This is a genomic window from Xanthomonas sp. 3498 (genome assembly GCF_014199795.1).
GTDB classification, from domain to species: domain Bacteria; phylum Pseudomonadota; class Gammaproteobacteria; order Xanthomonadales; family Xanthomonadaceae; genus Xanthomonas_A; species Xanthomonas_A rydalmerensis.
This window is the reverse complement of the sequence record NZ_JACHOH010000002.1, coordinates 214640-238984: the sequence shown is the minus strand read 5'-3', so window position 1 is coordinate 238984 and position 24345 is coordinate 214640. Positions and strand designations below refer to the sequence as shown.

Here is a 24345-nt window from a genome sequence, read left to right as displayed (position 1 = left end):
TGCAGCGGTCTCTGTTCGGGGGTTTTCGGGTGTGCGATAGTTCGCGGGCCAGCTCAGGGAACCGGCGACACACATGGACGTTTCGAAGCTGCTAGCGCGCCTGCGGCGCGCGGCCTCTGCAATTCAATTCATGCCGCGGCGCGATACCGCGGACATGCGACGCACATTCACGGATCGCGCCGAAATGCACCGGTTCTTCGATGCGCAGCACGACGCCGGCTACGACTGCTTCGTGCGGCCGCTAGATGCACCGCAACAGAACGATGCAGGCTACGAGTACTTCAAGCAGCAGCCTGACCGTTGGGAGGTCCGGTGCTATAAGCGCATGAAGTGACTTCATGCGGCCTGCGCCGCCGCATCGTTCTGACGTGCAGCGGCCTGGAACATCTCCAGCAGCTGCTGGGACCGCTGCCTGGCGTCCTCGACCGGCGACTGCACGCGGCGCACCAGCAGGAAGTCCTCGTGGGTCGTGTCGTTGCCATGCACGCGCGCCAGCACGTCGGTCAGCTGCGCGATCATGTTCTGCAGGGGCTGGTCCAGCGGCTCGATCGCCGCGAACGCGTAGATCTCCGAGAGCTGGCGGGAGGTCAGGCCTGCCAGCATCTGGTCCGGATGCGCGTAGCCGAGGCGCCAAGCGAGCCGAAACTGCAGCCGGCGCTCGGGCCGGCTCAGGATTTTTTTTCGGCGGCCTCGGCCTCGACCACGCCCAGGGCATTGATGCGCTGGGCGGCGCGGAATACCCTGTCCAGCGCCGCAGCCGACTTGCCGCCCAACTGGGCGACCTCCTTGTCGGTGAACAGGCGCGCACCTTTCTCGTTGACGAGGCAGAGCGACACGAAGCGGGCGCGGAAATCCTCGGTCTTGGTGGCTTCGCCGCCGTAGGTGTCCTGCTCCCACTTGTCGCGGTCGCTGGCCGACATGGTGGAGACGCGGACCGCGCCGCCCCATTCCTTGACTTCGATGTCTTCGACCGCGCGATCGTCGGCGGAAAGGATCTGCTGTTTCGTGAGGAGATTCATGGGGCTCAGGTTCCGGAAGACGCGGGAAGGGTGACGAGGGTGAAGTTGCGCGGCAACAGGTCGGCGGTGAAGGTCAGCACCGCGTTGACACCGGGGTTGACGTTGAAGCCGGAGACCTTGCCGACGAAGGTGGCGGCGTCGCCCGACGGGAGCACCATCAGGAAGTACAGGTCGTCCTTCGGGTTGGCCGCCTGCAGGATGTCCTGGCCTGCGGACTTGCCGGTGGGCCAGCGCTGGCCCGACACCTGGACTGCCTGGCCGCCCGACAGGCCGGCGATGTTCTCGATCTGCTTGGACCGCAGGTTGGTCGCGTCCAGGGTGTTGGCCTGGCCGCGACCGAACGGGAAGCCGGTGATGCCGTCCACCTCGGTGTACTTGGTGGGGTCGTTGAGTGCGGTCGGCGCGGTGCCGGCCTTGACGTAGAGCGCAGAGTCCTGCGCCGAGATTGCCTGGTTTTCGGCCATTGCTGTGTCCTCTTGCGGGAAAGAAAAAGGCCGCCTCGCGGCGGCCGTGGAGTAAAACGGTCTTGGCTCAGGCCCAGACCACTACGTCGAAGCTGGCCTTGTGCAACCCGGTGTCTTCCTCGTAGTCGTCCGGGTTGTCGGTGAGGTCGCCCACCTTCAGCATGCGCGGCAGCTGATCCTTGAGCTGGTCAGCCAGCAACCGGGTGGCGCCCTTGGCTGGCCCCCACACGTCGATCTGGAACGTCGCGCGCTCGGCGCCGAGGCCAGAGTTCAGCGTGGCGTGGCGGCGTCCCGCGGGGCGCTGGTAGGTCGCATAGAGCGCCGGAGGATTCTTGGCCGGCGCGGAGAACACGGCGGGCGTGACGACATTCATGGCTGCCACCAGCTTTTCGTCCAGCGTCATCGCCGAGCCCTCTGCATCTCCAGCGCCACCGCTTCGGCGATTGCGTCACGCATGGCGGTCACCGCCTCCTCTGTCTTGCTTTCGGCCGCCGGCCGCATGAACGGCCATGCCGCCATCTTGCTCGTGCCGTATTCGCCGAAGCGGCCATAGAAGGCCGAACGCGGTACCTCGATCGCGATTCGGATCCACCCCTGCTCGTCGCTGCGCTCCCGGCTCCGTATCGCCCGCCGCAACCGGCCGGAGGCCACGCGGACGCGGGCACGCGCGTCGTTGCGGATCACGATGGCGCCGCGGCGCATGCCTTTGCGGAGCGCGCGCCGCGCAGCCGGCTCAGCTAGCTGCAGCAACGACTGTTCCAGTTCAGCCAGGCCGAGCACCTGCAGATCGAAGTCAGCCATTGAGCGCCTGCGCGATCAGGAACATGCGGATGCCGTCGCCAGCATCCCGAACATCCTTGAGCGCCAGCTGCTGCCCATCCAACCGGCCGCCCACGAAGGCCAGGTGCCACTGCGTGGTCACGTCGGCCCGGTAGCGGATGGTGATGTAGCGCAGTCCGATAGCCGTCTCAGCGCCGCCCAGAATGGCGACCTTCGCACTGGCCATCCCCTTGAGCGACAGCGGCTCGTCCTTTGCCCAGACCTCGGCCACCTCCGCGAAGGTCTCGACGACGTCGCCGAAACCGTCCTTGACCTGGCTGGGCTTCAGCAGCTTGAGCCGTCGGTTCAGTTCGCCCGCCCTCATGGCGTTTGCACCAGGCGATACGGCCGCAGGATGGCCTTTGCCCCCATCGGCAGTTCAGTGGGTACCGCGCCAACGGAGACATCTTCCCGATTGGCCCAGAGGTGCCCGAGCGTCAGGCGAATCGCGGCCAGGATGCTCCCATTCGCGACGACGCCAAGGAGCCGGCGCCGCTCCGCGAGCTGGTAGGTCGCGAGTTTCTGCGTGGCGACAGATCGCATCGCGTCCGCCTTCGCGTGGTCTGCCTCCACCGAGGCCGCGGCCACTGCCGCAGCGTAGGCGGACGCCGCAGTAGCGCTGTCCGATGGCAGGGATGTCAGCGAGGCGTCCAGCGCCGTCTGGTCCGCATAGATCGTGCGGTTGAGGTAAGCCGCAGCTACATCCTCGGCCGACTGAAGCAACCACGCGAGCTCATCATCGGCATAGTCACCGTCGACGCGACACTGCGCGCGGCACTGGATGGGCGTCAGCAGCGCCACGGATCAGCCCTTCTTGCCAGCTTCCAGCGCGGCCTGAAGCTTGGCCAGGCCCCAGCGCTTGTCGTAGGTGATGCCGGCGGCTTCGAGCTGTTCCAGAACCGCGGCCTTCGCGGCCGCGTCCGGATCGACCGCCTCGATCGCACCAACCTCCAGCGCTCCGGCCTCCAACTCGGGTGGGCACTCATCGCCGGCGGCGAACTCGACGGGGTAGATCTGGCCATCCGGGACGCCCCGGAAAGGCTTGATGAGCTTGGTCATATTGCACCTTGATCAGGGAGGAAGAACCGGTGGCCGGCTTGCGCCGGCCACCCACAACGCTCGCTGCGGTTACGCGGCGGCGGCAACCTTCATCGCCCGCATCGGCTGCGGGTTGTGCACGCCGCCGCCCACGCGCTTGGTCGTGTAGAACAGAACGTAGGGCTTGGCGGTGTACGGGTCGCGCAGCACGCGCACGCCCATGCGGTCGAACACCGTGTAAGTGCGCGCGAAGTCGCCGAACAGGATCGGGGTCGAGTTCGCGGCCACGTCCGGCATGTCGGGCACCTCGGCGACCGGGAAGCCAGCCAGCGTGGCGGGCTGGCCTGCCACGTAGGACGGCTGCCACAGATAGTTGCCCTCGCCGTCCTTCAGCTTGCGCACCACTCCCTGCGTCTTCCGGTTCGACGCGAAGCGCGCATTGCCGGTGAAGGCCGACGGCAGGTCGTAGATCAGATCCAGCACGCCGTCGGACGTGATGGCCGCGGCGGCGCCACTGTTGACCGCGGTGATGGCGCCGAACGGGTGCTTGGCAGCATTCGCCCCGCCGGTGACGTAGGTCAGGATGCCGAACGGCTTGTTGACGCCATCGCCCGAAACGAAGGCCAGGCCCTCCTGCCCGGAGAACTCGGTCTCGACCTCGCCGGCCAGCCACGCCTCCAGGTTGATCTCGGCATCATCCAGCAGCTGCTGGGTCGCCGCCGGATTGGCGTAGATCTCGCCCCAGCCGAAGGCCAGCGACGCGAACTGGCCGGTCGCCGTCTGCGGTCGCGCGTCGGTCTCGCCGACCCAGCCCGACGCCGTGCCGCCCATGTTGAAGAGCTTGGTGAGGCCGGCGCCGCCCACGGACTGGACGGTGGCCAACTGCCGCATCGGCGAAACCAGCACCAGCTTGTCGGTGATGGTGCGGTCCCATTCGACCGGAGCCAGATAGCCGCCGTCCTGGGCGGCGCCCTTATTCAGCGCGGCCTGCACGTCGCCCTTCTTGAAGTGCGCGCGGAATGCATCGCTGTACTCGCGGTCCTTGACCTTCTCCGCGGCGCCGCCACCGACCTGCGCGGACGCCAACTGCATGTTGGCGTCGTCGACCGCCTTCTGCAGCCGGCTGATGTCGGCGTTGATGTTGTCGACCTTCAGCGCCTGCAGTGCGTCGGCGTTGCCCTTCTTGATCTCGTCGAGCTGCTTGTTGTGCTCGGCCTTGAACTCGTCGAAAGCCTTGTTCAGCGCCTCGACCAGGGCCTTGACCTCGGTCGGATTACCGCCATCGGCGCGCACGGCCATCAAGCCGCGCGGGACGCAGCTGTTCTTCATCGCGTTCATCTGTATTACCTCGTGGTGATGGTTTTCAGCAGGGTCTGCAGCAAGGCTGCGTCTTCGGAGCCAGCGCGCGGCGTGGCGGCTCCGGCAGCGCTCGGCGTGCCGGAAAAAAGGGACTTCAGGGTGTCTCGGCGCATGGAGCGCGAGTGGCCGGCCTGGGCCATGGCCGCCTCCACCAGCGCGAGTGCCTTGCGACCGCCGGCCGCCTTGCCGTCCTTCACGACGGACTCGCCCCCGAGCAGGCCATCGGCAAAGCCGCCGTCGACCGCATCGCTCGCGCCGATCCAGGTCTCTTGATCCATCATGCGGGCAGCCTCGGCCACCGGGATGCCCGCGCGGTCGGCGTAGACCCGTGCCATAGCGGCGTCGAAAGGCTCCAGTCGCGAAGCAGCGTCCGCCATGTCGTGGCGGTTGCCGATTGCGACCGCCCAGGCGTTGTGGATCATAAGAAACGCGCCATCGCCCATCAGTATCTCGTCGCCGGCCATGGCGATGACCGACGCGGCGGACGCCGCCAGGCCCATCACCTGCACGGTGACCTTGGCCTTGTGCTCGCGCAGCAGGTTGTAGATCGCGACCCCCTCGAAGAAGTCGCCACCCGGGGAATTGACGTTCACCACGACGTCCTGCTGGCCGATCGAGCGCAAAGCGGCGCTGATCCGCTTTGCGGTGACGCCGGTCCCTTCCCAGTTGTCGCCGATGGCGTCGTAGATCGAGATCGCGGTGTCGGAGGCGCCGGCTGCCCGCACCTCGGGCTCCCACCTCTCCAGCGCGTCGGGACGCATGTCGAACTGCGCCGCGCCCAAGCGTTGGTCGGCGCGGATCTCAGGCAGCTTGCGGAGGCTCATTGCTCGGTCCCTTCTGGGTCATCGGGTTTCGCAGGTCGTCGGTGCCGGGCTGCGTCGACTCGGGGTAATCCAAGAGGTCGCGCACCTCGTTCTGGGTGTGCCACGGCGATTGGCCGCCGGCGCCGAGCGCCTTGGCGAAGAACTCTGCTTGGTCTTTCAGGGTGCCGCGCATGAGCGCGCGCACGTTGTACTTGAACTGGTAGCGGTCCAGCTCCGAGTCGGTCAGGAACGAGCGCGCCGCGGCCTGCTCCCAGTTGGTGAAGCGCTCCAGCATCGTGTACTGCAGAAAGAAGATGCCGAGTTGCTCGATGCCAGAGCCCCAGCTCGTGTCGTCCATCATCAGGAGCGGGCGTGGCACGCCGAACGCTCGCGCCGCTTCCTCAACCTGCATGTTGCGGTTCTCGGTCTGCTGGGCATCGCGAGCGTTGCTGCCGAACTGGTTTGCCTTGCCGCCCTCTTCCACGATCATCCAGCGCTGGTTGCTCCTGACGCCGGCGAATTCGGTGTCCAGGCTGGCGCGCATGCGGTCATACGCTTGGTCGCTCAAGGCGTTCGGCACCTCGATCGCACCGCCAGCCATGTTGCCGGTGTTGAACAACCGGGAGGCGGCCTGCTCCGCGTCAAGTGCCAGTCGAATCGCCCGATCCGCCAGTCTCATTCTGGACAGGCCGCTGACCCCGTCTGCCGACAGGTCGCGCAGGTGAAAAACCTCTTCCTGCCGCAGCACTACCTCGCCGCGGTTCTTGGAGCTGTAGCGATAGACCATCCTCCAGTCATCGCCGAGGCTCGGGTCCATCGCCGTGCTGTCGAGCGGAATAACTGCGATCGGCCGGCCGGCCGACCAGACGATCCGGCCATAGGCGTTGCCATGCCGCAGCAGCGCCAGCTCCATCTGTCGCTTGAACTCCAGCGGCGTCTGGAACGGGTTGGGCTTCACCTTCAGCAGCCGGTGCGCAGGATGCTCGGAGGCAACACGCTTTTCCGGGCCGTCGTCGATGAGACTGATCGGCAGCATCCCGATCGTCCCGCAGATCAGCGAAACGCAGCGCAGGACGGCCATGTTGCGCAACTGCTCGCCGCCTGACTGTTCGCCGGACCCGGTGCGGATGAACTCCAAGAGCCGCGGATCGTCCAAGCCGTTGAAGCTCTGCGACTCGGCGCTGGCACGCGGCCGGCTCGGCGCGGCCTCGCCGCGCCAGATCGCGTCCAGCGCTTGCAGCGAAGCTGCATCGAAACGAGACATGGAATCCCTCAGAGGTAACGAAAGCCGCGCTCCTCGTACACCGAGGTCCGCCGCGCAACAGGGTTCAGGGCCATCAGGGACACCGCGTTGAATAGCGCCATCAGGGGGTCGATCTTTGCGGAGCCGCTGACCTGCTTGGTGATCGTGATGGCGTTGCCGACCGGCACCACCTTGGCATTGCCGACGCACCAGGCCATCAGTGCTTGGCCGCCATGGGTGAGGCTCCCGCCGGCCAGGGCGCGCTCCGTCGTCTTGATCGCGCCGTTTAGCTTCCAGCCCTGGGACACCGCCACGATCTGACCGATGTCGACGCCGCGGTCTTCCGCCGTCAGTTCATCGACGATCGCGCCGATCCCTGCGGGATCCACGCCGATGGCGTGTTGCTCCGGCAGCAGTCCTGCGTCCTTGATCTGGCATATCGCGTCGGCGACTTGCTGGACGTCGAGGCCGGGCAACTCGACGATGGTCAGATGCCCGTCGCGCTGGAAGTCGCGCAGGTGTGAGACCACGTCCTTGCGGCGCTCCAGTACGATTTCATGTGCCCACGCGTGGAACCATGCCAGCCATCGGCGGCTGTTCCGTTCGCGACCGACAGCGGCCAGACCAAGAAGATCGTCGAGACCACCGCCGTCGATGCCGACGGTCACAACCTCGCAGCGCTCAATCAAGTCCTCCAACGACAGGGCCGCGCCGGCGCGGGCCTGCCAGAAGTCGGCACCAGCCCAACGATCCGACCGCAGGTTCTGGCCGACCTCCACGTTTCCGTGCTTTGCCAAGAAACCGCGGAGCGCGTGCTCTCCCTCCTGGTCCGCCTTCGTGTACTCGCGCCGCAGATACTCCTCATCGACCGAGACGCCGAAGTTCGGATTGACGAGCTTCAGGTTCTCCAACTTCAGATGGTCGCCCGAAGCGATCATCTCCGGCGGGTGCTCGTAGAGCACCGGCAGCGAGGTCGCATCGACGATCAACCCGTCGCGGATCGAACGCATGCGCTGCAGGTCCGCCTTGAACACCCCTGCCGGCGGCTCGTCGGACTGGGTGCTGAGCTTGATCACGATCCCTTCCGGGCGCGAGGTCAGGCCGCCGGTGGCCTCCCGAAACATAGCCTCCGTGTTCGCCTTCTTGCCGAACAGCCATTCCTCGTCGATCAGCACCCAGCTGGCCTTGTTGCCGCCGACCGTGTCGCTGTCGGCGGCCAGTACGGTCAAGGTCGCCTTCGTCAGCCGGTGCGTGATCGTCCGGATGTGGTCCTGCACCTGGAACAGCTCGACCAGTTCCTCGTCGGCCTTGATCATGTCCCGCGCCGGCGCAAAGGCGTTGTTCGCGATCTTGATTGTCGGGGCCAAGATGATCATCTCGGCCGACATGCGCCAGTTCAGGATCATCGCGGTGACCATGATCCCGGCCGCGAGCGTGGACTTGCTGTTCTTCTTGGGGATGAGCATCAGCACCTCCCGAATGAGGCGCCGGCCCGTCTCCGCGTCGTAGGCGCCGAAGATGGCCGCCACGAAGTCGAACACCCACTGCTCGCAAGCCTCTCCGAACGTCGGGCTGCCAGGCGCATCGACGATGCGCAGCTCCCGGAACACCGCCAGTGCTTCAGCGGCGCGCTCCGGGAAGATCGGCCCGGGGATGATCGAAGCACCCGCGCGCAGTCGCGCCGCCCAGTCCGGGCAGGCGGTGGAGTAAGCCGGGGTCACCTCAGTTCATCCGGGGGCGCGGTGCCGGCGTGGCAGCGAACCGGCCACCCACCTTCTCTGCTGCCTTCTGTCTCTCCTCCTTCTTGCCGGCGTCGCCCTTCTTGGCATGCGTGTACTGCACCGCGACCGAGGCCGCCTTCACCTGTATCGCGCTGGCAGTGGTCCGGCCGAGTGCGATGTTCTGCAACAGGGTCAGCATGTCCTGATCGTCCTGCTGCACCGGCTGATCCTTCGATCGCTTCAGCGCCCCGCCGTGCGCTTGCGACTCCAGCTTCACCTCCACCGCCGATGCCGCTTTCGGCTTGGCCTTGGCCCTGCCATTTGCTGATTTCGGAGGCGCCGGCGGGGTCGCAGATTTCGGCTTCCGACCGGCGCCAGGCCTTGCGCCACCAGCGTTTTTACGCGGGCCGCCGCTCTTGCCCTTCACGCCTGCCATTTGCTGATTTCCTCGCCCAAAGGGGAATTTTTTCTGCGCGTGGGAGGGGGACCGGTCTAGGCCGCGATGCGACGGCAAACTTTCGACCACCCCCACCCCTTCGAGCCGCTTGGCTCCCGACCTCGTCGCGCCCGTTCAGCTTGTCTGTTCAGGTTCCGCGCTCGGCGCGCTGCTTTGCTCCGTCGTGGCAGTTCTTGCACAGCGCCTGGTGGTTCGTCGGATCCCAGAACAACCGCTTGTCGCCTCGGTGCGGGACCACGTGGTCGACGACTGTCGATGCCTCGACGCGCCCAGTCGCCTCGCACATCAAGCAAAGCGGATGCTCCTGCAGGTAGCGCTTGCGGTACTGCTGCCACCTGTAGTCGTAGCCGCGCGCGGTGCTGCTCTGCTTCCCCGCTCGCCAGCTGTCGGTGTTGATCGACGCTAGCCGGCTCTCAACCTGCTTCAGCCTGCTCGGTACCGTGCTGAGCCGACCCATGCGCCCTTCCTCTCTGATAGTCCAGGCCGCCCTATCGGGTCGGCAATCCCGGAAGTGGAACGGCCACGCCGTCCGGCGGAGAGTCCGCACCAGGCCGGCGGGGAATTTCGTGCCGTAAGGGATAGAGGAGCAGCCGGAGCGGACACCGTTGATTGCTCGCGAAGCCCTATCACACTGGCATTTCACTCAACCGGAGGGCAGTAACCACATGCAAGACCACATCGAATATCTGAACATGGCGCTGCAGGCGCTTTCATGCCTCTTCTGGGTCATTGACCGCTTTTCCCCGCGGAAGCCGACCCCTCCCGATCCGCCTTGATCACAGCCTGGGCGGCTCGTAGCTGGTCGTCGGCGTCCCGTCCGATTCGAACAATTCGTGCCGCAAACTCTTCTCGGTACTGGGTTGCCGCATCACGTTCGCGGGTGCTGGCGCTGGCTTCGGACAGACGTTGGGTTTCGCAACTTGCCCAACCGTCCCGCAGCTTGAGATTGCCAGCGCGCAGGTCAGCAACAACAGCAGCAGGGACGGCCGCGGCCGCTGTACGGTCTTCTTCATGCTTCGCTCCGATGTCGGCCATCGCCTGGCCCTGGGTGTGCTCGGTCTGGCGGGCGTCGGCCTGTGCCGCGGCCTCGCCCTTCGCGTCGCCGGCGTCGCGCGTCGCGGTCGCGCCCTGTGCGCGGTCGCCGCGCCAGGACCAGCCGGCACCGAACATGGCCGCCGACCACAGCAGGACGGCGCCGAGGATGAGCAGGATGCGATTCACGGTCGGTGCTCCATCAAGCCGGCTACTTGCCGGCTGCCAGTTCGTGGATCCGGTTCATCGCCCAGTTGTATGCCAGCTGGTCGGTGATCGAGATCCTTGTGATGTTCTTGCCGTTCCGCTTGGCCTGGATGACCTCGGTGCTCTCCACGAGCATCGCCACAGCCAGCAGCGCACTGCGCGTCACCGGGTCTGGCTCCTTCAGGATCTCGACCGCGTCCGACACCATCGAGCGCAGCGAGTCCAGCAGGCCGGCGGTGGGCCTGGCGTTTCGCGTGTCGATCAGTGCCAGCGCCTGCTGCAGGCCCTTGATCGCCTCCTTGTGGCTACGCGCGCGGGCCATCGCCGGCTCCTTCGTCCTGTGCGTCGGCCGGGTTTGGCTTCAGCGATTCGGGCCGGGCGCACGGCCATATGCGGTAGATCCAGCCCGCAGCGGTGGTCCACAGCCCCATCGCGGCGAAGCCACAGATCAGCGAGTACCAGAACCCGCGCGGCGTCGGTACGCGCGCCCAGCAGATGGCGATGGCCAGCAGGCAGGACCAGAACCGGATCCGCGCCTTTGTATGGTCTGCGGACCACACGGCGCGCATGCCGATTTGCTGCGGCAGGTGCGGCAGCACCAGGCCGACGCTGACACTGATCACCAGGCTCTGCCACATGGCCTCTGCCAGCGGCGTGGTCATGTACTCGCCCACGTCCACCAGGAAAAGCTTCACCGCCGGCCAGTTGTCGGCCATGGCCGCGATGCCGGCGACGACCGGCACCGCCGCGGCGGCCTGGGCCATGGTGATACGGGGCACGTCAGGCCACCGCGCCGCCGGCGCGCTTGTACGCGGCCAGCAGGTCATCGATTGAGTGCTCGTGCTGGCCGAAGCCGGCGCCCGGCAGGCTCGCCCAGATGTTGCTCACCTTGGCGATGGCCGACTTGATGTTGCCGGCCTGGATCAGCTTCAGCGCGCCGCGCTCCTTGATCTGCTGCAGGGCGATCAGATCCTGGCTCAGCGGCGAGAAGTCCCCCAGGCCGAGCGACTTGCTGTACGCGACGTAGTAGCGCTGCAGCAGCTGGTAGCGGCCCGCCGCCGTGGACTTGATGCCCAGCTTCGGCAGGTCCACCAGCACTCGCGGGTGGTCGGCGTAGCTCCGGAACAAGCCACCACCGACCAGCACGTCGTAGCCATGGTCCGCAGTGAGCTGCTTGCCGTTGTCCGTGCCCTCCGACCACGCCAGCATGTCGAGGAAGGCCACGACGTTGCGGCCGCCGGCCTGCTCGGGAGTGATGAAAGCCATGCTGCCTCCAGAAACGCGAAAGCCCCGCCGCGTGGCAGGGCCTCTGCTGGTGTGTCGTCGGGACTTCTTCGTGCGGGCGCGGTTGCACAGCTTCGCCCATGCTAGGCATTTGATGCCACTACCAGTTCCTGAGGCAACTTCTTCCTCATGAGGAGAAAAATCTCCTCATGAGGAAGTCGGCGGGCAAAAAAAAGCCCCGCAACGCGGGGCTCTTCTTTTACCTGACCAGTGGCTCAACCAACAGCCACCCTCATCTGTGGCACCTCTTCATCGCAGTCGGGACTGCCGCCGAAATCCGACAACGTAGGCGCAAGCTTACCGTGCGCTCTGTTTCGGAACTCAGCCGCCGCGAATCGCATCAGCACGCGACGAATCAGTGGCTGATAGCCCAAGCCTTCGGCCTCCGCAATGAGCTTCAGGTCAGCGATCAACTTCTTCTGTAGGCGGAGCGAGATCATCTGCAAGCCAAGCGCATCGTCCACTGCGCTTCCATGATCAGAGGGCGCGACGTATGCATGCGCGATCGAGGTGCCGAGTTCCCCTGTTTCCCAGGGGCACGGGCTCTCGGCGACAGCCTTGTCGACCATGTTGTTCATTTTTTGCTCCAAGAGTTAGCTGTGCTGAACGCACAGGGTTTCGTAGTCCGTGACCCACTTCTGCGTGGGCTCGAACGCTGATTTGATGGCGAAGAAATCAGGGTACTGAACGTACACGACCTTCAGTTTGCGGCCGTGATCAGTCTCTGCAATGAACCACTGGGTGGGGGGGTCGGTTTCATGGTCTTCTCGGTTGTCTCGGAAGGATGGGCCGTCTCTGTTCAGGAAGCATTGGTAGACCTCAAGCGGCGTGACACCATGCTTCAACTCAAGCTTTTCCCGCACTCGTGCAGAAATCCGAACATCCATCCTTGGCGTCTCCGGGGTACCGTTGAAGGATTGTATATACAGCGAGTCTGTATATACAACCATGCGCCTATCACGTTTTCGGCTTCAGTCATGCACCCTTTAGCCCTATGTGGCGACTGACACGATTCTCTTCAACCCTTGAGAATTAGTGAAACCAGCCTGAAACAGCTTTCCGCTGAAGCTGCGCCTGCCCAGGCTCAGGGCCTCTTGGAGCAACGCTAGAGCGCTGGCGTGTGCTTGCAAATAGGTACTTTTCCGCATCTTGGCCTCCTTGGCCAACTCGCCATGCGGCCTGCGCCGCTCCGGCCACACCAACTCTGTGGCTGCCGCGTGCACGACCAGTCGGAGCCTCCAACGGTCTGCCGGCAGCTTTAGAGACAACGGCCCGAAGCGCTCCGTGTGAAAGTGCTCGGCCACATGGCGGAATGCATGGTCAGCCAGCCTGGCAACTTCTGCGTCCCCTGCGCGGGTTGCCACCGCGAGGACTGTCGCCCGCTGAAGGGGATCCTTCATGTACGCCAGTGCTCCAGCGATGTCGGCGCTCGTCAGGGCTCCTTTGGTACCCCGCCCCTCTACGGGCACCCGGTAGCCACCGCCCACCAGCATGCGCGCCAGCAGCTCCAAGGGATCGCGGTCATCACCCTTTGCCGCCTCCTCTCCTCCTCGGACAGGCGCCGCTGGGCCGCCATAGCGGCTCGTGTCTCGGATCGGCCGCCCGTGTGCCCACGCATACTCTGCGAACCATACCGCCGACTCGCCAGTCGCCTCGGCGCCGCGTGCGCCGCAGCGCGTGCATTGCAGCCGTGCCCGCTCCCCTCGATCCCGGATCACCAACCGCACCCGCGCGCAGCCGCACTCGGCGCAAACCTTCACCGCGCCGTTCATCGTCTCTCCCGCCATGGTCACTCCCCTTTGCGTTCCGCCGCAGTGGCGATTCGTCGAAACTTCTGGATCTCTGCCGTGATCGTGGCAATCGCGGTCTGCTTGCGCCGCATGCCGGCGGCCGTGGCGTACTCGGCTTCCACCTTCGCCAGGTTGCGCTCCAGGTTGGCGATCTGGTCCCTGGCCCAATCCGACCGCTTCTTGAACGGCTTCGCGTCCTTTTGTGCCGGTGCCGCCGCCGACGCCCTGGCTGCCGGCGGCGGCTCAGCGCCGAGCCGGCGCGCCACCTCCGCGGCAAGGTCCACCGTCTGAAACGGCTTCAGGTCTTCTTCCAGCGTGCTCATGCCGTCTCGTGCTCCAGCACGTAGGTCTGCTGCTCGATCAGCTCGTCGTCCGATCCATACGTCTCGTGGAACAGCCGCGAGCCGTCCATCAGGCTCGGGCCGTAGCGCTCCCGCGTGTCAGCCAGCGTCCAGCCCTCTCGCGGGTGCCGACGGTGGTGCCAGGTGCACAGGGCATACCCGTACATGTGGCCGCGGCGGATGTTGCCGCTCTTGGTGTGGTTGTAGTCGCAGCCGATCACCACCTCCTGCGGCAGCATCAGCCCAGCAGCTGCCGCGCTCAGGCAGGCCATGCACGGCCCTTCTTTCGCCGCCACGATGCGGGCGGCCTCCGCCGGGGTGGGCGGCCTGGTGCTGGTACCGATCATACTGCCGCACTCCAGCGCCCGGCCGACCATCCGCTAGAATCGTCCGAGATGGAGCGCTGGAGCAGGGAATGAAGGTTCGCTGGAAGGTTCGGTTTGCGCCTATTCCGTCGGCAATTTGCTTCGCCGCGGGAGGACTCACCACAACATTGCTGCTCTGGCCTGCTCTCGGCAGCGTCCCTGTCGTCCTGAAGGACCCACTTGCTCCGTCCTGGATACAGGCGGTCGGCAGCCTTGCCGGCATCGGCGCCGTGATAGGAATTGCGGTTTGGACGCACCTGACGGCGAAGGCCGAGCGAGCCGAGCGAGAGTTGCTCGACAAGAAGGCCAGATACGTTCTGGCCAACCGCATCCTTGAGAGATTCCTTGTCACCATCAGGGACGTAATTGCTGTCGCGGAGAAGGGCGCTTCTACCGGAGCCAACTTCCACATGGTGATGCAGGAAGTCCCCCAGGAAGTACGGGACCTTGAATCCCAGCTTCACCTCATGGCCGACGCTGGGGGTCCCGGCTTCACGGCGATCAATGCCTATGAAGATGCTCGGCGCCTCCTGAAAACGGAAAGGCTCCGCTTCGAGGATCAGTCGACCTTCTTTCGTTGCATCAGGTACGCAGAGGAACGCTGCAGCGTTGCCGCTGTAGCCGTTCGCATCTTCCTCTTTGATGTCAATCCGTAGAGCTCGCACCCCGCTCTCAGCGGCCGCGAGCCGCGAGTTGGCTAGAATCCAGCCACCACAGGGGAGATCGACATGAAGGAACGGCCGTTCGGGCGAGACACAGTGGTTCTGCTGATCATGGCGTTTGGCTTCGGCGCGCTCTTCGCCTGGGGCCTCGTCACGCCACCCTCGGGCAAGGTCCATGTCGCCGCCGGCAAGCCGATTGACTGGCCGGCCTGGGTGCAGGCCGTTGGCTCCGTACTGGCGATCTGTGCTGCCGTCCTCATCGCGAGGTGGCAACGAATATCGGAACTGCTGGACACCAGGGACAGGGAGGCCCGCGCAGCCTTGAGTCTTGGAGCGGTGCTCCTCACGGATATCAAGCGCCTTCGCTCCAACCTGCAGGAGGCAGTATGGTCGGTCGAGTACCAGCATCCCGACTGCGGCACCGTGTCGTCGCGCCTTGTGCCAGAGCAACTTTGGAGAAACGTTGCCGAGCTCCACCGACTGGGCGAACCTGGATCCCAGCTGCTGCGTGCGGTCTTCCGCTATCAAGAAGCCATGGACGTGGCTGAAATCGGCATACTGCTGCCGGAGGAGTACCCGCAATATCTTGAGCACATGCGCGCTGCTCTCGCCCACTGTGATAGCGCTCTCGAAGGGATCCGCGGTATGCGTGACTGAGATTGCAAGACCAGGATCGCCATTTGCCTTGCGGCGGAGGTCCATGGAGTAGTTCATGTCCGTCCTTCAGGCCAGCAAAATGCGGATCGGGTAGTGGTGCTCCACCTCGCGCTTCTTCAGGCGGAACACGGCGGTCTCGCGGCCCTTCACGTCCACGAACTGCGCGCTGCCGTCGGTGAGGAACACGAGGAAGTCCAGGACGTAGCGCGTGCCTCCTGGCAGGTGGATCGGCACCTGGCGCAGCCAGAAATGCACTTCACCGGCGGATTGCCGGCGCTTGAGGTCTTCGTAGTAGCGCGCCTCCCGCTTGCTGTCGAAGCGGATGCCGTCCACCGTCGTGGCCACGTTGCCGTACTTGTTCCGCCGCCGCGGCGCCTCGGCCTCGATCTCCTCCGGGCGCAGCGCAGGCACCGCGGCGCGCTGCTGGCTCGCCTGCAGCAGCTTGCGCATGCCCTCCGGCATGTCCGCCTCGCTGTTGTAGCGGAGCGCGCGCTTGCTGGTGCTCATGCCGGCAGTTCTCCGGCCAGGCCCAGCACCCGCGCGGCGCGCGAGCGGAACGACTGCCACTCGCGCGCGGTGCGCGCCTGGAACTCCTCGAACTCCCGCGCCGTCCGCCCCTGCATGTCGTCGAACTCCATCTGCAGCAGCGCCAGCTTCTGGCCGACGGACAGACCGCCCTTTGTCTCGGTCCCATAGGCGGCCGGCGACGTGATGGTCAGCTGCGTCGCGCTGTGGCCTGGTGCCGGCGGCATGCTGACGGGGGCGCTGCCCTGGTCGCGCCACAATGGCTCCTGGCGCGCCTGCCGGGCGTTGTTGCGGGTGCCCTGTTGGCACAACTCCCCGCGGCCCGCCAGCGAGCGCACGATGCCAGCAACGGCTGCCACGGACAGGCCTGTGTAAACCTCCCGAGGATGCCCCTGCATCATCGCCGCGGTGCCCATGTGCTCCAGCAGCTCGGCCGCAGTGCACGCGCCGGTCTGCTGCAGGCAGTAGCGCGCCAGTTGCTCGTGGTACGCGCGGAGTTGGTCGGCAGGGATCATCGTGCCCCCTCCTGCGAGCCCGCTAGAGCGGCATCCAGCTCCTGGCCGGTGATCGGCCGCGACTCCATCTGTTCACGCACGCGGTCCAGTTCCGCGATGTAGTTCTCCGACGAGTGCTCGAACACCAGCGCCAGCTCCCTCGCAGCGCGCTCCATGCTCGCGCGTGCCCTGTCGCGGTCGCTGACCTGGTGCACGCGCGGCCGCTCGTAGCCGATGCTGGCCGCGGCCGGCTCCGGCACCTTCGCCTTGCCGTCCAGCACCGCCTGTAGCGCAGCGTCGTATGCGGAGCGCAGCATGCGCTGCTGGTCCCGGCCATCGGCACTGCGGTAGCGGTAGGCGTCGAGGAACTGCCATACCAGCACCGCGAAGCCGCTGCGGTCCTGGCCCGGCGCCAACTGCCGCTCGATCTCGGGCAGGAACGGCAGCCCCAGCGCCAGGACGCGGAAGCGGGCGGCGTTCGGCGGGAACTCGTGGCCGGTGCGCTGCGCCGCGGTGACGCCGGCGGCCAGTTGCCGAACCGTCAGCCCCTGCAGCGACTCGGACCACGCCTTGCCAGCCTGCGTGAGGTCACCGGTGGTCGGGTTGAACGGGCTGAAGCCGTACTGGCTCGACCACGTGTTGCCGTACACGCCGTTCATCGCCTCCCACAGGCCGGCCAGCGCGGTGACCAGGCGGTCAGACGGCCAACCACTCGACGTCGATCGGATCGGCTCCGGCTCCGCCTTGGCCGTGATCGCCGCCAGGTGCGCCGCCGCTTGCTGCCGCTCGTCGTGCGAGGGCTTCGCCGTTGAGGCGTGCGCTGCGGTCGGCGTGGGATTCGTGGCCGGATCGAAGAGTCGTTGCATGGCTGGCACCGTTGGCGGTTGGTTGCGGGGAGGCTTTCGCGGCGTGTTGCCGCCGGGCGGCGGCGATGAGGTAGCCGGCCGGCTTGTCGTGGTAGATCTCGGCCAGCTCCAGCACGTGATCGGCGGTAACGCCCTCGGCAACCGCTGCGATCAGGTCGGGGTTCTGGCTGGTGGTGCACTGGTGCCTGCGGCCGGCGGCCATGGCTGCACGGTTGAGCGCGACAGCGATCGGGCCTGGCGATGTTCCACACACACCCGGCGGCTCGGCCGCGCCTGTGCTGTGTGGTTCTATGACGGTTGCTTTAGGTTGCTCTTGGTTCGGGTGCAAAAGCTTTGCACCCTTTTCTGCTCCAATTTGCACCCTTTCTTGCGCCGTTTTGCACCCTTTCCTGTCGCGATTTGCACCCTTCAAGGGTGCAGAATTTGCACCCTTTGAATGTTCCACGGCGCCGTCGGCGATGGGTGCAAAATCTGCACCCTTCATCCATTCGGGGCTGATCCGGTACTGCCGCGTGCGGCCGCCTTCGTCGCGCCCACGGCGACGGCCGCCGATCCCGTCGTTGACCAGGATCAGCCAGCCGGACGCCTCCATCCGGCGCAGCTGGTACTGCACGGCCCGCTCGGACTGCCGCGTCTTGCGCGCCAGGTGCGCGATCGACGGGAAGATGTGAGTGCCGTCGTCATGCGCGTGGTCGGCCAGCGCCAGCGCCAACAGCATCTCGCCGCCGCCCACCGGATAGCGGTCAAACACCATGCCTGAGATCTTGCTGGCCACTACCAGACCCCCACAACGGCGCTGTCTACGCGTGCGCCCGGGCATCGCCGGTAAGCTGGCAAGCCGACAGGCGCAGCCCACAAGGAGGACTGGGGATGGGGGATCTTTTGATGCGGGAGCGCCAACGGGAGTTGCTGACTACCCTGATGCGACACTATCCGGGCTGGTTGCGCCCGAACCAGGTCAGCGACTTTCCTGGCGACAACTCCCTGCGAGTGAACATCGCATATCTCATGGAACACGGGCTCGTTGAGGCTCAGTTCGCTCACGACCTGAAGAACGATCCGCTGCTGCTCCAGGCGAAGATCACCGCGAAGGGTATAGATTTCCTGGCCGATGATGGTGGCCTCAGCGCCATACTCGGCGTGGTCACGATCAAGTTGCATGAGGAGGATCTCCGGCAACTGATCGAGGCGAAGATTCGCGAGTCGGATGAAGACCCTTCTCAAAAGCAGCGATTGCTTGATCAGCTGCGAGAGCTGCCTGCCGAGACCACAAAACACCTTGCGCTGCAGTTGGTGGATGCTGGGCTGAGGAATTGGCCAGTTGCACTGCAGCTACTTCAAAGGTTCCTGGGCTGAGCGCCATGCGACGCATCAGCAGCCAGGTGCTGCTGGTCAGCGCGATACGGAACTCGTCGACTTCGATACACGCGTTACGGTCCTCAACGAACAGGCCGGCGTGCGTGACGACAAGTGAATGGATCTGCAGCATTTCAGAAGACCTCAACTAGAAAGGAGACCCTGCATGGACCTCGGAGAAGCGCAGCAACTGATTGCGCACCTGCTTGGACGCTGCGTCGCGGCGGAGAAGGCTGTCCAAACCCTCATCGGCAGCCCCAACCCGAACGCTTCGATCGGGCAGGTGATGCGGACCAATCTGGTCATGCGCCGACAGAGCCTCGGAATGGACTTGGCAGCGGTGGGACTCCCCGCCGAGCTGCTGCCAGCGGCCTCGCAAGCGTTCGTGTCGCAGGAGGCCGCCGTGCATAACGGTTTGGCAGGCGGCAAGTACTTCCCGCCCGGGTGGCCGGCGAAGTAGCGCGCGGCGTCCACGCAGTCGCGACAAGAGGTCGCCGCGCCGCGGTGCTCTGCGGCTTCCACACACACAACCACCCCCGAGGAGGGCGAAATGAAAAAAGTGCCGATGCCGGACTTCAAGGCTCTGCTGATCGACTGGAAGATCGATGTGCTGGAGAGCTTGGATGGAGCGATCTTCACGTTCCTCGCCCTCCCGTGGGCGCCCGGCGGCGAGCCGCAGTCAGCGGCTCCCATGGCACCAGTCGGCCTGAACGAAGAGAGCATTCGAAGGCTGCACGCAGACCTTGGAGAGCTTGTGGCTCTAATGGATTCGCGTGGTCGCGGAAGCTCAGCACCGTCCGGCTCTTCGCCCACACACTGAGATCGCAAACCGGTTGAAGGGTCGAGTCGGACACGTCAGGCCCCCTCGACCGGCACGATCCTGCGCTCGTCGGGGTCGCTCGTCGCGCTTGCGGAGTCGGGCGCGCTCACCTGTTCGCGGAAGACCAGCGGCTCCTTCGGCACTCGCTCGGGGCCGATCAGCTCACTGTTCTTTTCGATCAGCTCGGCCAGCTCTGGACTGGCCCGCCGGCGGTTCGTGGCGATCTGGTACAGGTAGTGCGGATTGCAGTCGCACGCCTCAGCGAGGAGCTTTCGGCGCTGCATGCTGGAGATGTAGGTGATCAAGTCCATGCCGCACATCTAGCCACTTGCTAGATGTTTCGTCAAGCACTATGCTAGACATGACTAGCTTGGAGCTAGACGACATTTGTCTAGCTTAAAGCTAGTCTGTGCAGATGCTGACCATCGACGAAATCCGGCGTATCCGCCTCGCACAGCTTGTCCGGCAATACGGTAGCCAAGCCGCGTTGGGCCGCGCCGTGGAGAAGGACAAGAATCAGATCAATCAGTGGCTCGGGCGAGCGAATGCTCGTGCGATGGACAGTGACAACGCGAGAGCGTTTGAAGTCGCTTGCGGGAAGCCGAAGGGGTGGATGGACAACCTGCCCACGCTCGATCGGGTTCCGGCGCTCCTGGAGGCGGACGCAGGACTGGTCACCGCTCTAGAAGCGCACAACGACGAGATGCGCGCCGCGTATGCGGAGCTGCAAAGGCTACTTAACGAAAAGCCGAAAAGTGCCAGCAGAAAGAGGAAGGCGAGCTAGTTTTCTTGTCTACAAGATGCGCCTATCTCCTTTGTAAGCTGGCGCATCAGGAGGGGAGACAAGATGGGCCGCAGCACGTGGTATCCAGTGGCGAAGGGAATCGCTCTTTCCGTCACCTACGCAATTCTGTTTATCTTCCTCTGGCGGTCTTCGGTCTCCCAGTGGTATCTGCCTGCCGGCATCCGCATGGCCGGGCTCTTGTTTCTTCCGCGACGCCTCTGGCCATACCTGTTCCTGGGTGACGCCCTTGCGCTGTGGTGGCTTCGAATCCCTAAGGCTGAGCAATACTCCATGCAGTGGGCCTACCTGAGCCCTGCACTGCTGCTCCCCATCGTTTCGCTACTCCCTCGGTTCGCCCAACGGGTTGCACCCGCCCACTGGAGTAAGGAGGCTCTGGTCCCGGCGATCATGGCAGGGACGGCAATCTGGACTTCCGCCGTCAATGCGGGGCTGAACTTCTTCCTCGATGGGCCAAAGCAGGACGTCACGCTCGAGTTGTTCGTCCGGTTCGCCGTCGGCCACTATCTAGCCATGCTCAGCATCGCGCTTCCGCTGCTGCTGTGGGCACGGAAAGCGCCTTCCGACCAGCAGCCGCGTGGACTGCTTCGGGATTCGGTGCTGGCTGGTGCGTTCTTCGCTGTTTCCTTTTTGCTTGCGGCGGCGCTGAACGAAGACGTCGCCAAGCCCGGCATCCTTTCAATCATGCTGCTGCCACCTATCGCGCTGACTTTCCGCCACGGGTGGCGCGGCGCTGCAGTGGGAATCGCGGGCGCCGCGATAGCGATTGGTTTTAGCCTGCCGGATTTCACCGCGGTCGGCGCTCACGACGATTCCATTTTCGTCGCGCAGGAGGCGCTGGCGGTGCTGGCAACTGCGATGTTCGTCCTTGGCGTCAGCATCTCCAAGAACTTCTCCCGCGTAGCAAAGCTGCGAGCTGCCGAACTGCGCGCGATACAGGTTGCCCGCGAAACGCAGCGGCTGGCCGAACATGACCTCAGATCTTGTGCGAGAGCGCTTGCAACCTCCCAGATGTCTATCGCCTGGGGGTACAGAGGTTTCGTCGGATCGCTGAAAGAGAAAGGACAGTACGAGCTTGCGATGGACGCAACCAAGCAGAGCGTCGCCAATACGCAGATGCTCCTGGACCAGGTTTCCGCCATCTACCCTCTCGGCATCGAGACCGAGGGGCTCTACTGGACTTTGCGGTCTAGTGCGTTCGCTAATGCCTGCGGAACCGCCATCGACTATCGACTTCAGGGCGATGCGTCCGCACTGTCGACCGACATGAGCGTCCTTGCCTACAGATGCATCGTGGGCGCGGTCAGCACCCTGTCGGGCGTCGACCACCATCAGATTGTCGTGAAGACTGTGACCAGGAACCGCTCAACTAGGGTGCTGGTGAAGGTTCAAAGGTACCGCCCGCTCGGTACGGACTTCGATTTCGACGAAGAGGCTTGGTCGAGCCTGCAACTCCGTATCCAAACGAACGGCGGCGCCGTAAGGCGCCGCCATGACCACATCGTCTTCGTAGTCTGAAGGTGCTGCGCCGCCGAGACGCTACTGCGTCTTGGCCGGCGTCTGCACGTACCACTCGTCGCCGCTGCTGGACTGCACAACGAACACCACCACTTCGGCCGAACGGAACACCACCTTGCCATTGGCGGGAGCAGAGGTGACAAGCCGGACACGATCGACATCGCGTCCCATTGGCATCACCCAGGCCGTCGAGTCGACGCGGCCCACACCAGCTCGCACGTTGCCGGTGAGGTCGTTGATCTGTAGGTACGTGATGCCGTCCCGCGCGAACTGATAGACGTGCCAACTGGGATCCTGCGCCAGATCTAACGCGGCGGGCTGCGCATCGCCGAGACCCGTCTTGGCCACCGCTTTGGGTGACCCATTCCCGTCATTGGGACAGCATGCCGCCGCCTCGCCGGCCGCGGCCAATGCGCTCAATCCAGCGAACGCGGCGCACAGCGCCCGTCCCCGATTCCCTACGTTTGCCATAAGTCTCTCCTGGTGGTTTGAGCGAAGGCCGCCCGAGGCCATTCTGGACCAGGATATCAATGCCGGCAGCCTCCGCGATGCGGGCCGCACTCCTCGGGCGGCCCGCGCAGGAGCGTGCCGAAACGCAAAGCATCTTGCTAGACAAATCTAGCTTCATGCTTGACATTGACTAGCACAGTGCTAGACACTCTCTCTGCCCCAGGGAAATCGCCCATCGGCGACCGGGTCAGGAGAACTGAAATGGCTTTCGCAACCATCAGCACCGGCGGCGCAATCGCCGCCCGCGGCACCTGGATTCCCCTCGGGCGCGGCTCCAAGCCCGTCGTCGCCCTCCAGCTCGGCTGCATGGGCATCCACATCGATCCCGCCGAGGCCCGCTGGCTCAGCGACGAGCTGACCCGCGCCGCCGATGAAGCCGATTCCCTCGCCGCTCGGGCCGACGGGGTGTCCGAGTGAGCGCCCATGTCGCTGTGGATGTGCTTGCGGCGAAGCTCGCCGGCCGTTGCGCGAACGGCCTGGAGCGCGGACAGGGCAGCAACCTGCACGCAATCCCGTCCTCCCAGGTGCGCCGCCAAGGCGGATTCACCGAAGCCGCAGGTAAAGCGCTGTGTGGCGCGGAGCCGGGCCGGCGATCCGTGGGCTGGACTGTGTGCGAGCAGCAACCGGTGTCCTGCCCGCGCTGCCTGCGCGCCATCGCCCGCGTAGGCAGCGCGGCATGAGCACCACCACCATGGTAGTCCCCTTCAACGACACCGGCGACTTCGCCGCCCTGCGCGCCGCTGAGGCTTGGTGCCGCGAGCGCGGCGTCTCCTACGGCTCGCAGCAGCGCGGCGCGCCCATCGGGCTGCTGGTCGGCGACTACGCCATTGCGAAGTGGCGGAACCTGTCGAAGGCTGAGCGCGCGGCGCTGCACGGCACGATCACCGGCGACACGCGCAACGGCCCTGTGGTACTGCGCATCAAGATCAGCACGCTGCCCAGCGCCGCGACCGCGGGCGGTGCGCAATGAGCGCCCTCGCCTACCTCGCCCTCGGCATCCTCGCCGCCGCACTGGTGTCCGCCTTCCGCGTCAAGGACACCAGCGACGCGTCCGCCGTCTTCGCCAGCAAGACCAACGCGGTGCAGTACCAGCTGCAGCAGGAAGAGGCCGGCTATCACTGCTGGATGCGCCCTGCGCGTGGCGGCCTGATCCAGGTGCGGTGCTACCTCCGACAGGAGCGCCGGCCATGAGCCGCGCCGCTTCTGCACTGGAGGTGCTCGATTTCGAGATCAGCCAGATCGACGGCTCAGCGAACATCATCAATGCCGAGCGAGCGCTTCGCTTGGCGGAGGTGAAGTTGGGGCTCGTAGCGCTCATGGATGCCTGCGGCAAGCTTGAATTCCAGAAGCACCGCGATGGCTATCTGTTGCGTGCTGGGGACCTCACGGCAGTGGTCATAGCGCTCGACTTCCTGCGGGGTGGCCGATGAACGGCGCGGCCCTGAATCAGCCTCAGCCGCAGCCCAGCGATCGCGCCTGGGCCGCCTACGGCGCGGTCTACCTGGCCGCACGTCGCCTGCGCTACAGCCATCGCTGCTCGATCCGCGCCGCGCGTGCTGCGCGCGCCAAGGTGCTGGCCGGCAACTCCACCGCCGCCGGCGCCATCGCCGCCCTGCGCCGCGACCTGCGCGCATCCCGGAGCCAGTCATGACCGCCGAGAACCGCATCATCACCATCCGTTTCGGCAAGCCGAGCGAGGGCATCGCCAACGCTGGCGCCGTCGATATCCATGCAACCCCGGTTAGCGAGCATATCGCCGTCCATCCGACTCAGGACGCGTCGGTTCTCAAATGCGACCGGTGGACGGCAACGCACGTCCCGACTGGCCTGCGAATCTGCAGGGCGCCGACGAAGGAGGTTGCGATCGCGGCTGCAGAAGCGTTCGGTCGGCTCGATATCGATTGGAGCAGCGTCACGCCGGAGGCTGCAAAGGACTGGCCGGAAGATCTGCGCAACCAGGCCAGATCGGTTCAGTCGCTGGCAAGGCAGGGCGAGTTGGAAAAGCTCAAGGCGGCGTTCGCATGAAGCGCTACGACCCAACCCCGGAACAGCGCGCAGCCATGGACCGCGCCAAGAACCCTCGCCTCCACCCCTACCGCCGGCACATGGCGTCGCCGCGCGAAGAACGCACGCATGCGCCCCAGGCCGAGCGCGTTGTCCCAAAGCACACCCGGCTTGTCCGCCTCTGAGCAC

General features: G+C 65.3%; 43 protein-coding genes. 15 read left to right on the top strand and 28 right to left on the bottom strand.

Annotation, left to right across the window (positions count from 1 at the left end; all coding sequences use genetic code 11):
• The first annotated feature begins 73 nt into the window (after window positions 1–73).
• A complete protein-coding gene (locus GGR66_RS06125; RefSeq protein WP_184448137.1) occupies window positions 74–334 on the top strand; it encodes a hypothetical protein in 261 nt (86 codons plus the stop codon).
• Window positions 335–336: 2 nt separating this feature from the next.
• On the opposite strand, the gene GGR66_RS06120 is transcribed toward GGR66_RS06125, so the two are convergent.
• From GGR66_RS06120 to GGR66_RS06015, 22 genes are all read right to left on the bottom strand, one after another.
• Window positions 337–603 carry a hypothetical protein gene (locus tag GGR66_RS06120; RefSeq protein ID WP_221236361.1) on the bottom strand — a complete coding sequence of 89 codons (267 nt, stop codon included), beginning with the start codon at window positions 601–603 and terminating at the stop codon, window positions 337–339.
• 65 nt (window positions 604–668) lie between these two features.
• Window positions 669–1019, bottom strand: coding sequence for a hypothetical protein (locus tag GGR66_RS06115; protein WP_184447646.1), 351 nt, complete (start codon window positions 1017–1019; stop codon window positions 669–671).
• Window positions 1020–1024: 5 nt separating this feature from the next.
• A complete protein-coding gene (locus GGR66_RS06110) occupies window positions 1025–1483 on the bottom strand; it encodes a phage tail protein (protein WP_184447645.1) in 459 nt (152 codons plus the stop codon).
• 67 nt (window positions 1484–1550) lie between these two features.
• Window positions 1551–1886 (bottom strand): DUF3168 domain-containing protein, encoded by a 336-nt coding sequence (locus tag GGR66_RS06105; RefSeq protein WP_184447644.1) that lies wholly within the window; start codon window positions 1884–1886, stop codon window positions 1551–1553.
• Window positions 1883–2284: an HK97-gp10 family putative phage morphogenesis protein gene (locus GGR66_RS06100; RefSeq protein ID WP_184447643.1), complete on the bottom strand. Its 402-nt coding sequence runs from the start codon at window positions 2282–2284 to the stop codon at window positions 1883–1885. Before GGR66_RS06100 ends, GGR66_RS06105 begins: the two co-directional genes overlap by 4 nt.
• Window positions 2277–2627, bottom strand: coding sequence for a phage head closure protein (locus GGR66_RS06095; protein ID WP_184447642.1), 351 nt, complete (start codon window positions 2625–2627; stop codon window positions 2277–2279). Before GGR66_RS06095 ends, GGR66_RS06100 begins: the two co-directional genes overlap by 8 nt.
• Window positions 2624–3103 carry a head-tail connector protein gene (locus GGR66_RS06090; protein WP_184447641.1) on the bottom strand — a complete coding sequence of 160 codons (480 nt, stop codon included), beginning with the start codon at window positions 3101–3103 and terminating at the stop codon, window positions 2624–2626. The genes GGR66_RS06095 and GGR66_RS06090 overlap by 4 nt, the downstream gene beginning before the upstream one ends.
• Before the next feature lie 3 nt (window positions 3104–3106).
• Complete coding sequence (locus GGR66_RS06085) at window positions 3107–3361, bottom strand: hypothetical protein (RefSeq protein ID WP_184448136.1); 255 nt, start codon at window positions 3359–3361, stop codon at window positions 3107–3109.
• Between the two features lie 69 nt (window positions 3362–3430).
• Complete coding sequence (locus GGR66_RS06080; protein WP_184447640.1) at window positions 3431–4678, bottom strand: phage major capsid protein; 1248 nt, start codon at window positions 4676–4678, stop codon at window positions 3431–3433.
• Between the two features lie 5 nt (window positions 4679–4683).
• Window positions 4684–5523, bottom strand: a complete 840-nt coding sequence (locus tag GGR66_RS06075) for a head maturation protease, ClpP-related (RefSeq protein WP_184447639.1) — start codon at window positions 5521–5523, stop codon at window positions 4684–4686.
• Window positions 5501–6766: a phage portal protein gene (locus GGR66_RS06070; RefSeq protein WP_184447638.1), complete on the bottom strand. Its 1266-nt coding sequence runs from the start codon at window positions 6764–6766 to the stop codon at window positions 5501–5503. The genes GGR66_RS06075 and GGR66_RS06070 overlap by 23 nt, the downstream gene beginning before the upstream one ends.
• Window positions 6767–6774: 8 nt before the next feature.
• Window positions 6775–8466, bottom strand: coding sequence for a terminase large subunit (locus GGR66_RS06065; RefSeq protein WP_184447637.1), 1692 nt, complete (start codon window positions 8464–8466; stop codon window positions 6775–6777).
• 1 nt (window position 8467) lies between these two features.
• The gene (locus tag GGR66_RS06060) at window positions 8468–8902 is read right to left on the bottom strand and encodes a hypothetical protein (RefSeq protein WP_184447636.1); all 435 of its coding nucleotides are present in this window, start codon (window positions 8900–8902) and stop codon (window positions 8468–8470) included.
• 148 nt (window positions 8903–9050) lie between these two features.
• A complete protein-coding gene (locus GGR66_RS06055; RefSeq protein WP_184447635.1) occupies window positions 9051–9380 on the bottom strand; it encodes an HNH endonuclease signature motif containing protein in 330 nt (109 codons plus the stop codon).
• Between the two features lie 269 nt (window positions 9381–9649).
• Window positions 9650–10144, bottom strand: a complete 495-nt coding sequence (locus GGR66_RS06050; protein ID WP_184447634.1) for a hypothetical protein — start codon at window positions 10142–10144, stop codon at window positions 9650–9652.
• Window positions 10145–10166: 22 nt separating this feature from the next.
• Window positions 10167–10484: a hypothetical protein gene (locus GGR66_RS06045; RefSeq protein ID WP_184447633.1), complete on the bottom strand. Its 318-nt coding sequence runs from the start codon at window positions 10482–10484 to the stop codon at window positions 10167–10169.
• Window positions 10468–10926: a hypothetical protein gene (locus tag GGR66_RS06040; protein ID WP_184447632.1), complete on the bottom strand. Its 459-nt coding sequence runs from the start codon at window positions 10924–10926 to the stop codon at window positions 10468–10470. Before GGR66_RS06040 ends, GGR66_RS06045 begins: the two co-directional genes overlap by 17 nt.
• A 16-nt stretch (window positions 10927–10942) precedes the next feature.
• Entirely contained in the window at window positions 10943–11428 is a 486-nt protein-coding gene (locus tag GGR66_RS06035) for a glycoside hydrolase family 104 protein (RefSeq protein ID WP_184447631.1), read from the bottom strand.
• 233 nt (window positions 11429–11661) lie between these two features.
• A complete protein-coding gene (locus tag GGR66_RS06030) occupies window positions 11662–12024 on the bottom strand; it encodes a hypothetical protein (RefSeq protein ID WP_184447630.1) in 363 nt (120 codons plus the stop codon).
• A 15-nt stretch (window positions 12025–12039) separates the two neighbouring features.
• The gene (locus GGR66_RS06025) at window positions 12040–12333 is read right to left on the bottom strand and encodes an ADP-ribosyl-(dinitrogen reductase) hydrolase (RefSeq protein WP_184447629.1); all 294 of its coding nucleotides are present in this window, start codon (window positions 12331–12333) and stop codon (window positions 12040–12042) included.
• Between the two features lie 902 nt (window positions 12334–13235).
• The gene (locus GGR66_RS06020; protein WP_184447628.1) at window positions 13236–13559 is read right to left on the bottom strand and encodes a hypothetical protein; all 324 of its coding nucleotides are present in this window, start codon (window positions 13557–13559) and stop codon (window positions 13236–13238) included.
• Window positions 13556–13924 (bottom strand): Ref family recombination enhancement nuclease, encoded by a 369-nt coding sequence (locus tag GGR66_RS06015; protein WP_184447627.1) that lies wholly within the window; start codon window positions 13922–13924, stop codon window positions 13556–13558. The genes GGR66_RS06020 and GGR66_RS06015 overlap by 4 nt, the downstream gene beginning before the upstream one ends.
• A gap of 68 nt (window positions 13925–13992) precedes the next feature.
• On the opposite strand from GGR66_RS06015, the gene GGR66_RS06010 reads away from it, so the two are divergent.
• Window positions 13993–14598: a hypothetical protein gene (locus tag GGR66_RS06010; protein ID WP_184447626.1), complete on the top strand. Its 606-nt coding sequence runs from the start codon at window positions 13993–13995 to the stop codon at window positions 14596–14598.
• 72 nt (window positions 14599–14670) lie between these two features.
• Window positions 14671–15261: a hypothetical protein gene (locus GGR66_RS06005; protein WP_184447625.1), complete on the top strand. Its 591-nt coding sequence runs from the start codon at window positions 14671–14673 to the stop codon at window positions 15259–15261.
• Between the two features lie 66 nt (window positions 15262–15327).
• On the opposite strand, the gene GGR66_RS06000 is transcribed toward GGR66_RS06005, so the two are convergent.
• The 4 genes from GGR66_RS06000 to GGR66_RS05985 are packed head-to-tail and all read right to left on the bottom strand — an operon-like array spanning window position 15328 to window position 17921.
• Window positions 15328–15768 (bottom strand): DUF1064 domain-containing protein, encoded by a 441-nt coding sequence (locus GGR66_RS06000; protein WP_184447624.1) that lies wholly within the window; start codon window positions 15766–15768, stop codon window positions 15328–15330.
• Entirely contained in the window at window positions 15765–16301 is a 537-nt protein-coding gene (locus GGR66_RS05995) for a hypothetical protein (RefSeq protein WP_184447623.1), read from the bottom strand. The genes GGR66_RS06000 and GGR66_RS05995 overlap by 4 nt, the downstream gene beginning before the upstream one ends.
• On the bottom strand, window positions 16298–16939 hold the full coding sequence (locus GGR66_RS05990; protein WP_184447622.1) for a hypothetical protein: 642 nt from the start codon (window positions 16937–16939) through the stop codon (window positions 16298–16300). The genes GGR66_RS05995 and GGR66_RS05990 overlap by 4 nt, the downstream gene beginning before the upstream one ends.
• A 37-nt stretch (window positions 16940–16976) precedes the next feature.
• Complete coding sequence (locus tag GGR66_RS05985; protein ID WP_184447621.1) at window positions 16977–17921, bottom strand: helix-turn-helix domain-containing protein; 945 nt, start codon at window positions 17919–17921, stop codon at window positions 16977–16979.
• A 95-nt stretch (window positions 17922–18016) separates the two neighbouring features.
• On the opposite strand from GGR66_RS05985, the gene GGR66_RS05980 reads away from it, so the two are divergent.
• The 3 genes from GGR66_RS05980 (at window position 18017) to GGR66_RS05970 (ending at window position 19322) form a co-directional block, all read left to right on the top strand.
• A complete protein-coding gene (locus GGR66_RS05980; protein WP_184447620.1) occupies window positions 18017–18502 on the top strand; it encodes a hypothetical protein in 486 nt (161 codons plus the stop codon).
• A gap of 166 nt (window positions 18503–18668) precedes the next feature.
• Window positions 18669–18962 carry a hypothetical protein gene (locus GGR66_RS05975; RefSeq protein WP_184447619.1) on the top strand — a complete coding sequence of 98 codons (294 nt, stop codon included), beginning with the start codon at window positions 18669–18671 and terminating at the stop codon, window positions 18960–18962.
• Between the two features lie 90 nt (window positions 18963–19052).
• On the top strand, window positions 19053–19322 hold the full coding sequence (locus GGR66_RS05970; RefSeq protein WP_184447618.1) for a hypothetical protein: 270 nt from the start codon (window positions 19053–19055) through the stop codon (window positions 19320–19322).
• Between the two features lie 35 nt (window positions 19323–19357).
• Here GGR66_RS05970 and GGR66_RS05965 read toward each other — a convergent pair whose 3' ends face one another.
• Window positions 19358–19633: a hypothetical protein gene (locus GGR66_RS05965; protein ID WP_184447617.1), complete on the bottom strand. Its 276-nt coding sequence runs from the start codon at window positions 19631–19633 to the stop codon at window positions 19358–19360.
• A gap of 104 nt (window positions 19634–19737) precedes the next feature.
• Here GGR66_RS05965 and GGR66_RS05960 point away from each other — a divergent pair, with 104 nt between their 5' ends.
• Both GGR66_RS05960 and GGR66_RS05955 read left to right on the top strand, forming a co-directional pair.
• The gene (locus tag GGR66_RS05960; protein ID WP_184447616.1) at window positions 19738–20106 is read left to right on the top strand and encodes a hypothetical protein; all 369 of its coding nucleotides are present in this window, start codon (window positions 19738–19740) and stop codon (window positions 20104–20106) included.
• 63 nt (window positions 20107–20169) lie between these two features.
• Window positions 20170–21642 (top strand): MASE1 domain-containing protein, encoded by a 1473-nt coding sequence (locus GGR66_RS05955; protein WP_184447615.1) that lies wholly within the window; start codon window positions 20170–20172, stop codon window positions 21640–21642.
• A 21-nt stretch (window positions 21643–21663) separates the two neighbouring features.
• Here GGR66_RS05955 and GGR66_RS05950 read toward each other — a convergent pair whose 3' ends face one another.
• Window positions 21664–22113, bottom strand: a complete 450-nt coding sequence (locus tag GGR66_RS05950; RefSeq protein WP_184447614.1) for a hypothetical protein — start codon at window positions 22111–22113, stop codon at window positions 21664–21666.
• Window positions 22114–22353: 240 nt separating this feature from the next.
• Between GGR66_RS05950 and GGR66_RS05945 the strand changes: the two genes are divergently transcribed.
• The 7 genes from GGR66_RS05945 (at window position 22354) to GGR66_RS05915 (ending at window position 24341) form a co-directional block, all read left to right on the top strand.
• A complete protein-coding gene (locus GGR66_RS05945) occupies window positions 22354–22569 on the top strand; it encodes a hypothetical protein (RefSeq protein WP_184447613.1) in 216 nt (71 codons plus the stop codon).
• Window positions 22570–22828: 259 nt separating this feature from the next.
• Window positions 22829–23122, top strand: coding sequence for a hypothetical protein (locus tag GGR66_RS05940; protein ID WP_221236360.1), 294 nt, complete (start codon window positions 22829–22831; stop codon window positions 23120–23122).
• Complete coding sequence (locus tag GGR66_RS05935) at window positions 23119–23343, top strand: hypothetical protein (RefSeq protein ID WP_184447612.1); 225 nt, start codon at window positions 23119–23121, stop codon at window positions 23341–23343. The genes GGR66_RS05940 and GGR66_RS05935 overlap by 4 nt, the downstream gene beginning before the upstream one ends.
• On the top strand, window positions 23340–23582 hold the full coding sequence (locus tag GGR66_RS05930) for a hypothetical protein (protein WP_184447611.1): 243 nt from the start codon (window positions 23340–23342) through the stop codon (window positions 23580–23582). The genes GGR66_RS05935 and GGR66_RS05930 overlap by 4 nt, the downstream gene beginning before the upstream one ends.
• Window positions 23579–23803: a hypothetical protein gene (locus tag GGR66_RS05925; RefSeq protein WP_184447610.1), complete on the top strand. Its 225-nt coding sequence runs from the start codon at window positions 23579–23581 to the stop codon at window positions 23801–23803. The genes GGR66_RS05930 and GGR66_RS05925 overlap by 4 nt, the downstream gene beginning before the upstream one ends.
• Window positions 23800–24177: a hypothetical protein gene (locus GGR66_RS05920; protein ID WP_184447609.1), complete on the top strand. Its 378-nt coding sequence runs from the start codon at window positions 23800–23802 to the stop codon at window positions 24175–24177. The genes GGR66_RS05925 and GGR66_RS05920 overlap by 4 nt, the downstream gene beginning before the upstream one ends.
• Complete coding sequence (locus GGR66_RS05915; RefSeq protein ID WP_184447608.1) at window positions 24174–24341, top strand: hypothetical protein; 168 nt, start codon at window positions 24174–24176, stop codon at window positions 24339–24341. The genes GGR66_RS05920 and GGR66_RS05915 overlap by 4 nt, the downstream gene beginning before the upstream one ends.
• The last annotated feature ends 4 nt before the right edge of the window (window positions 24342–24345 follow it).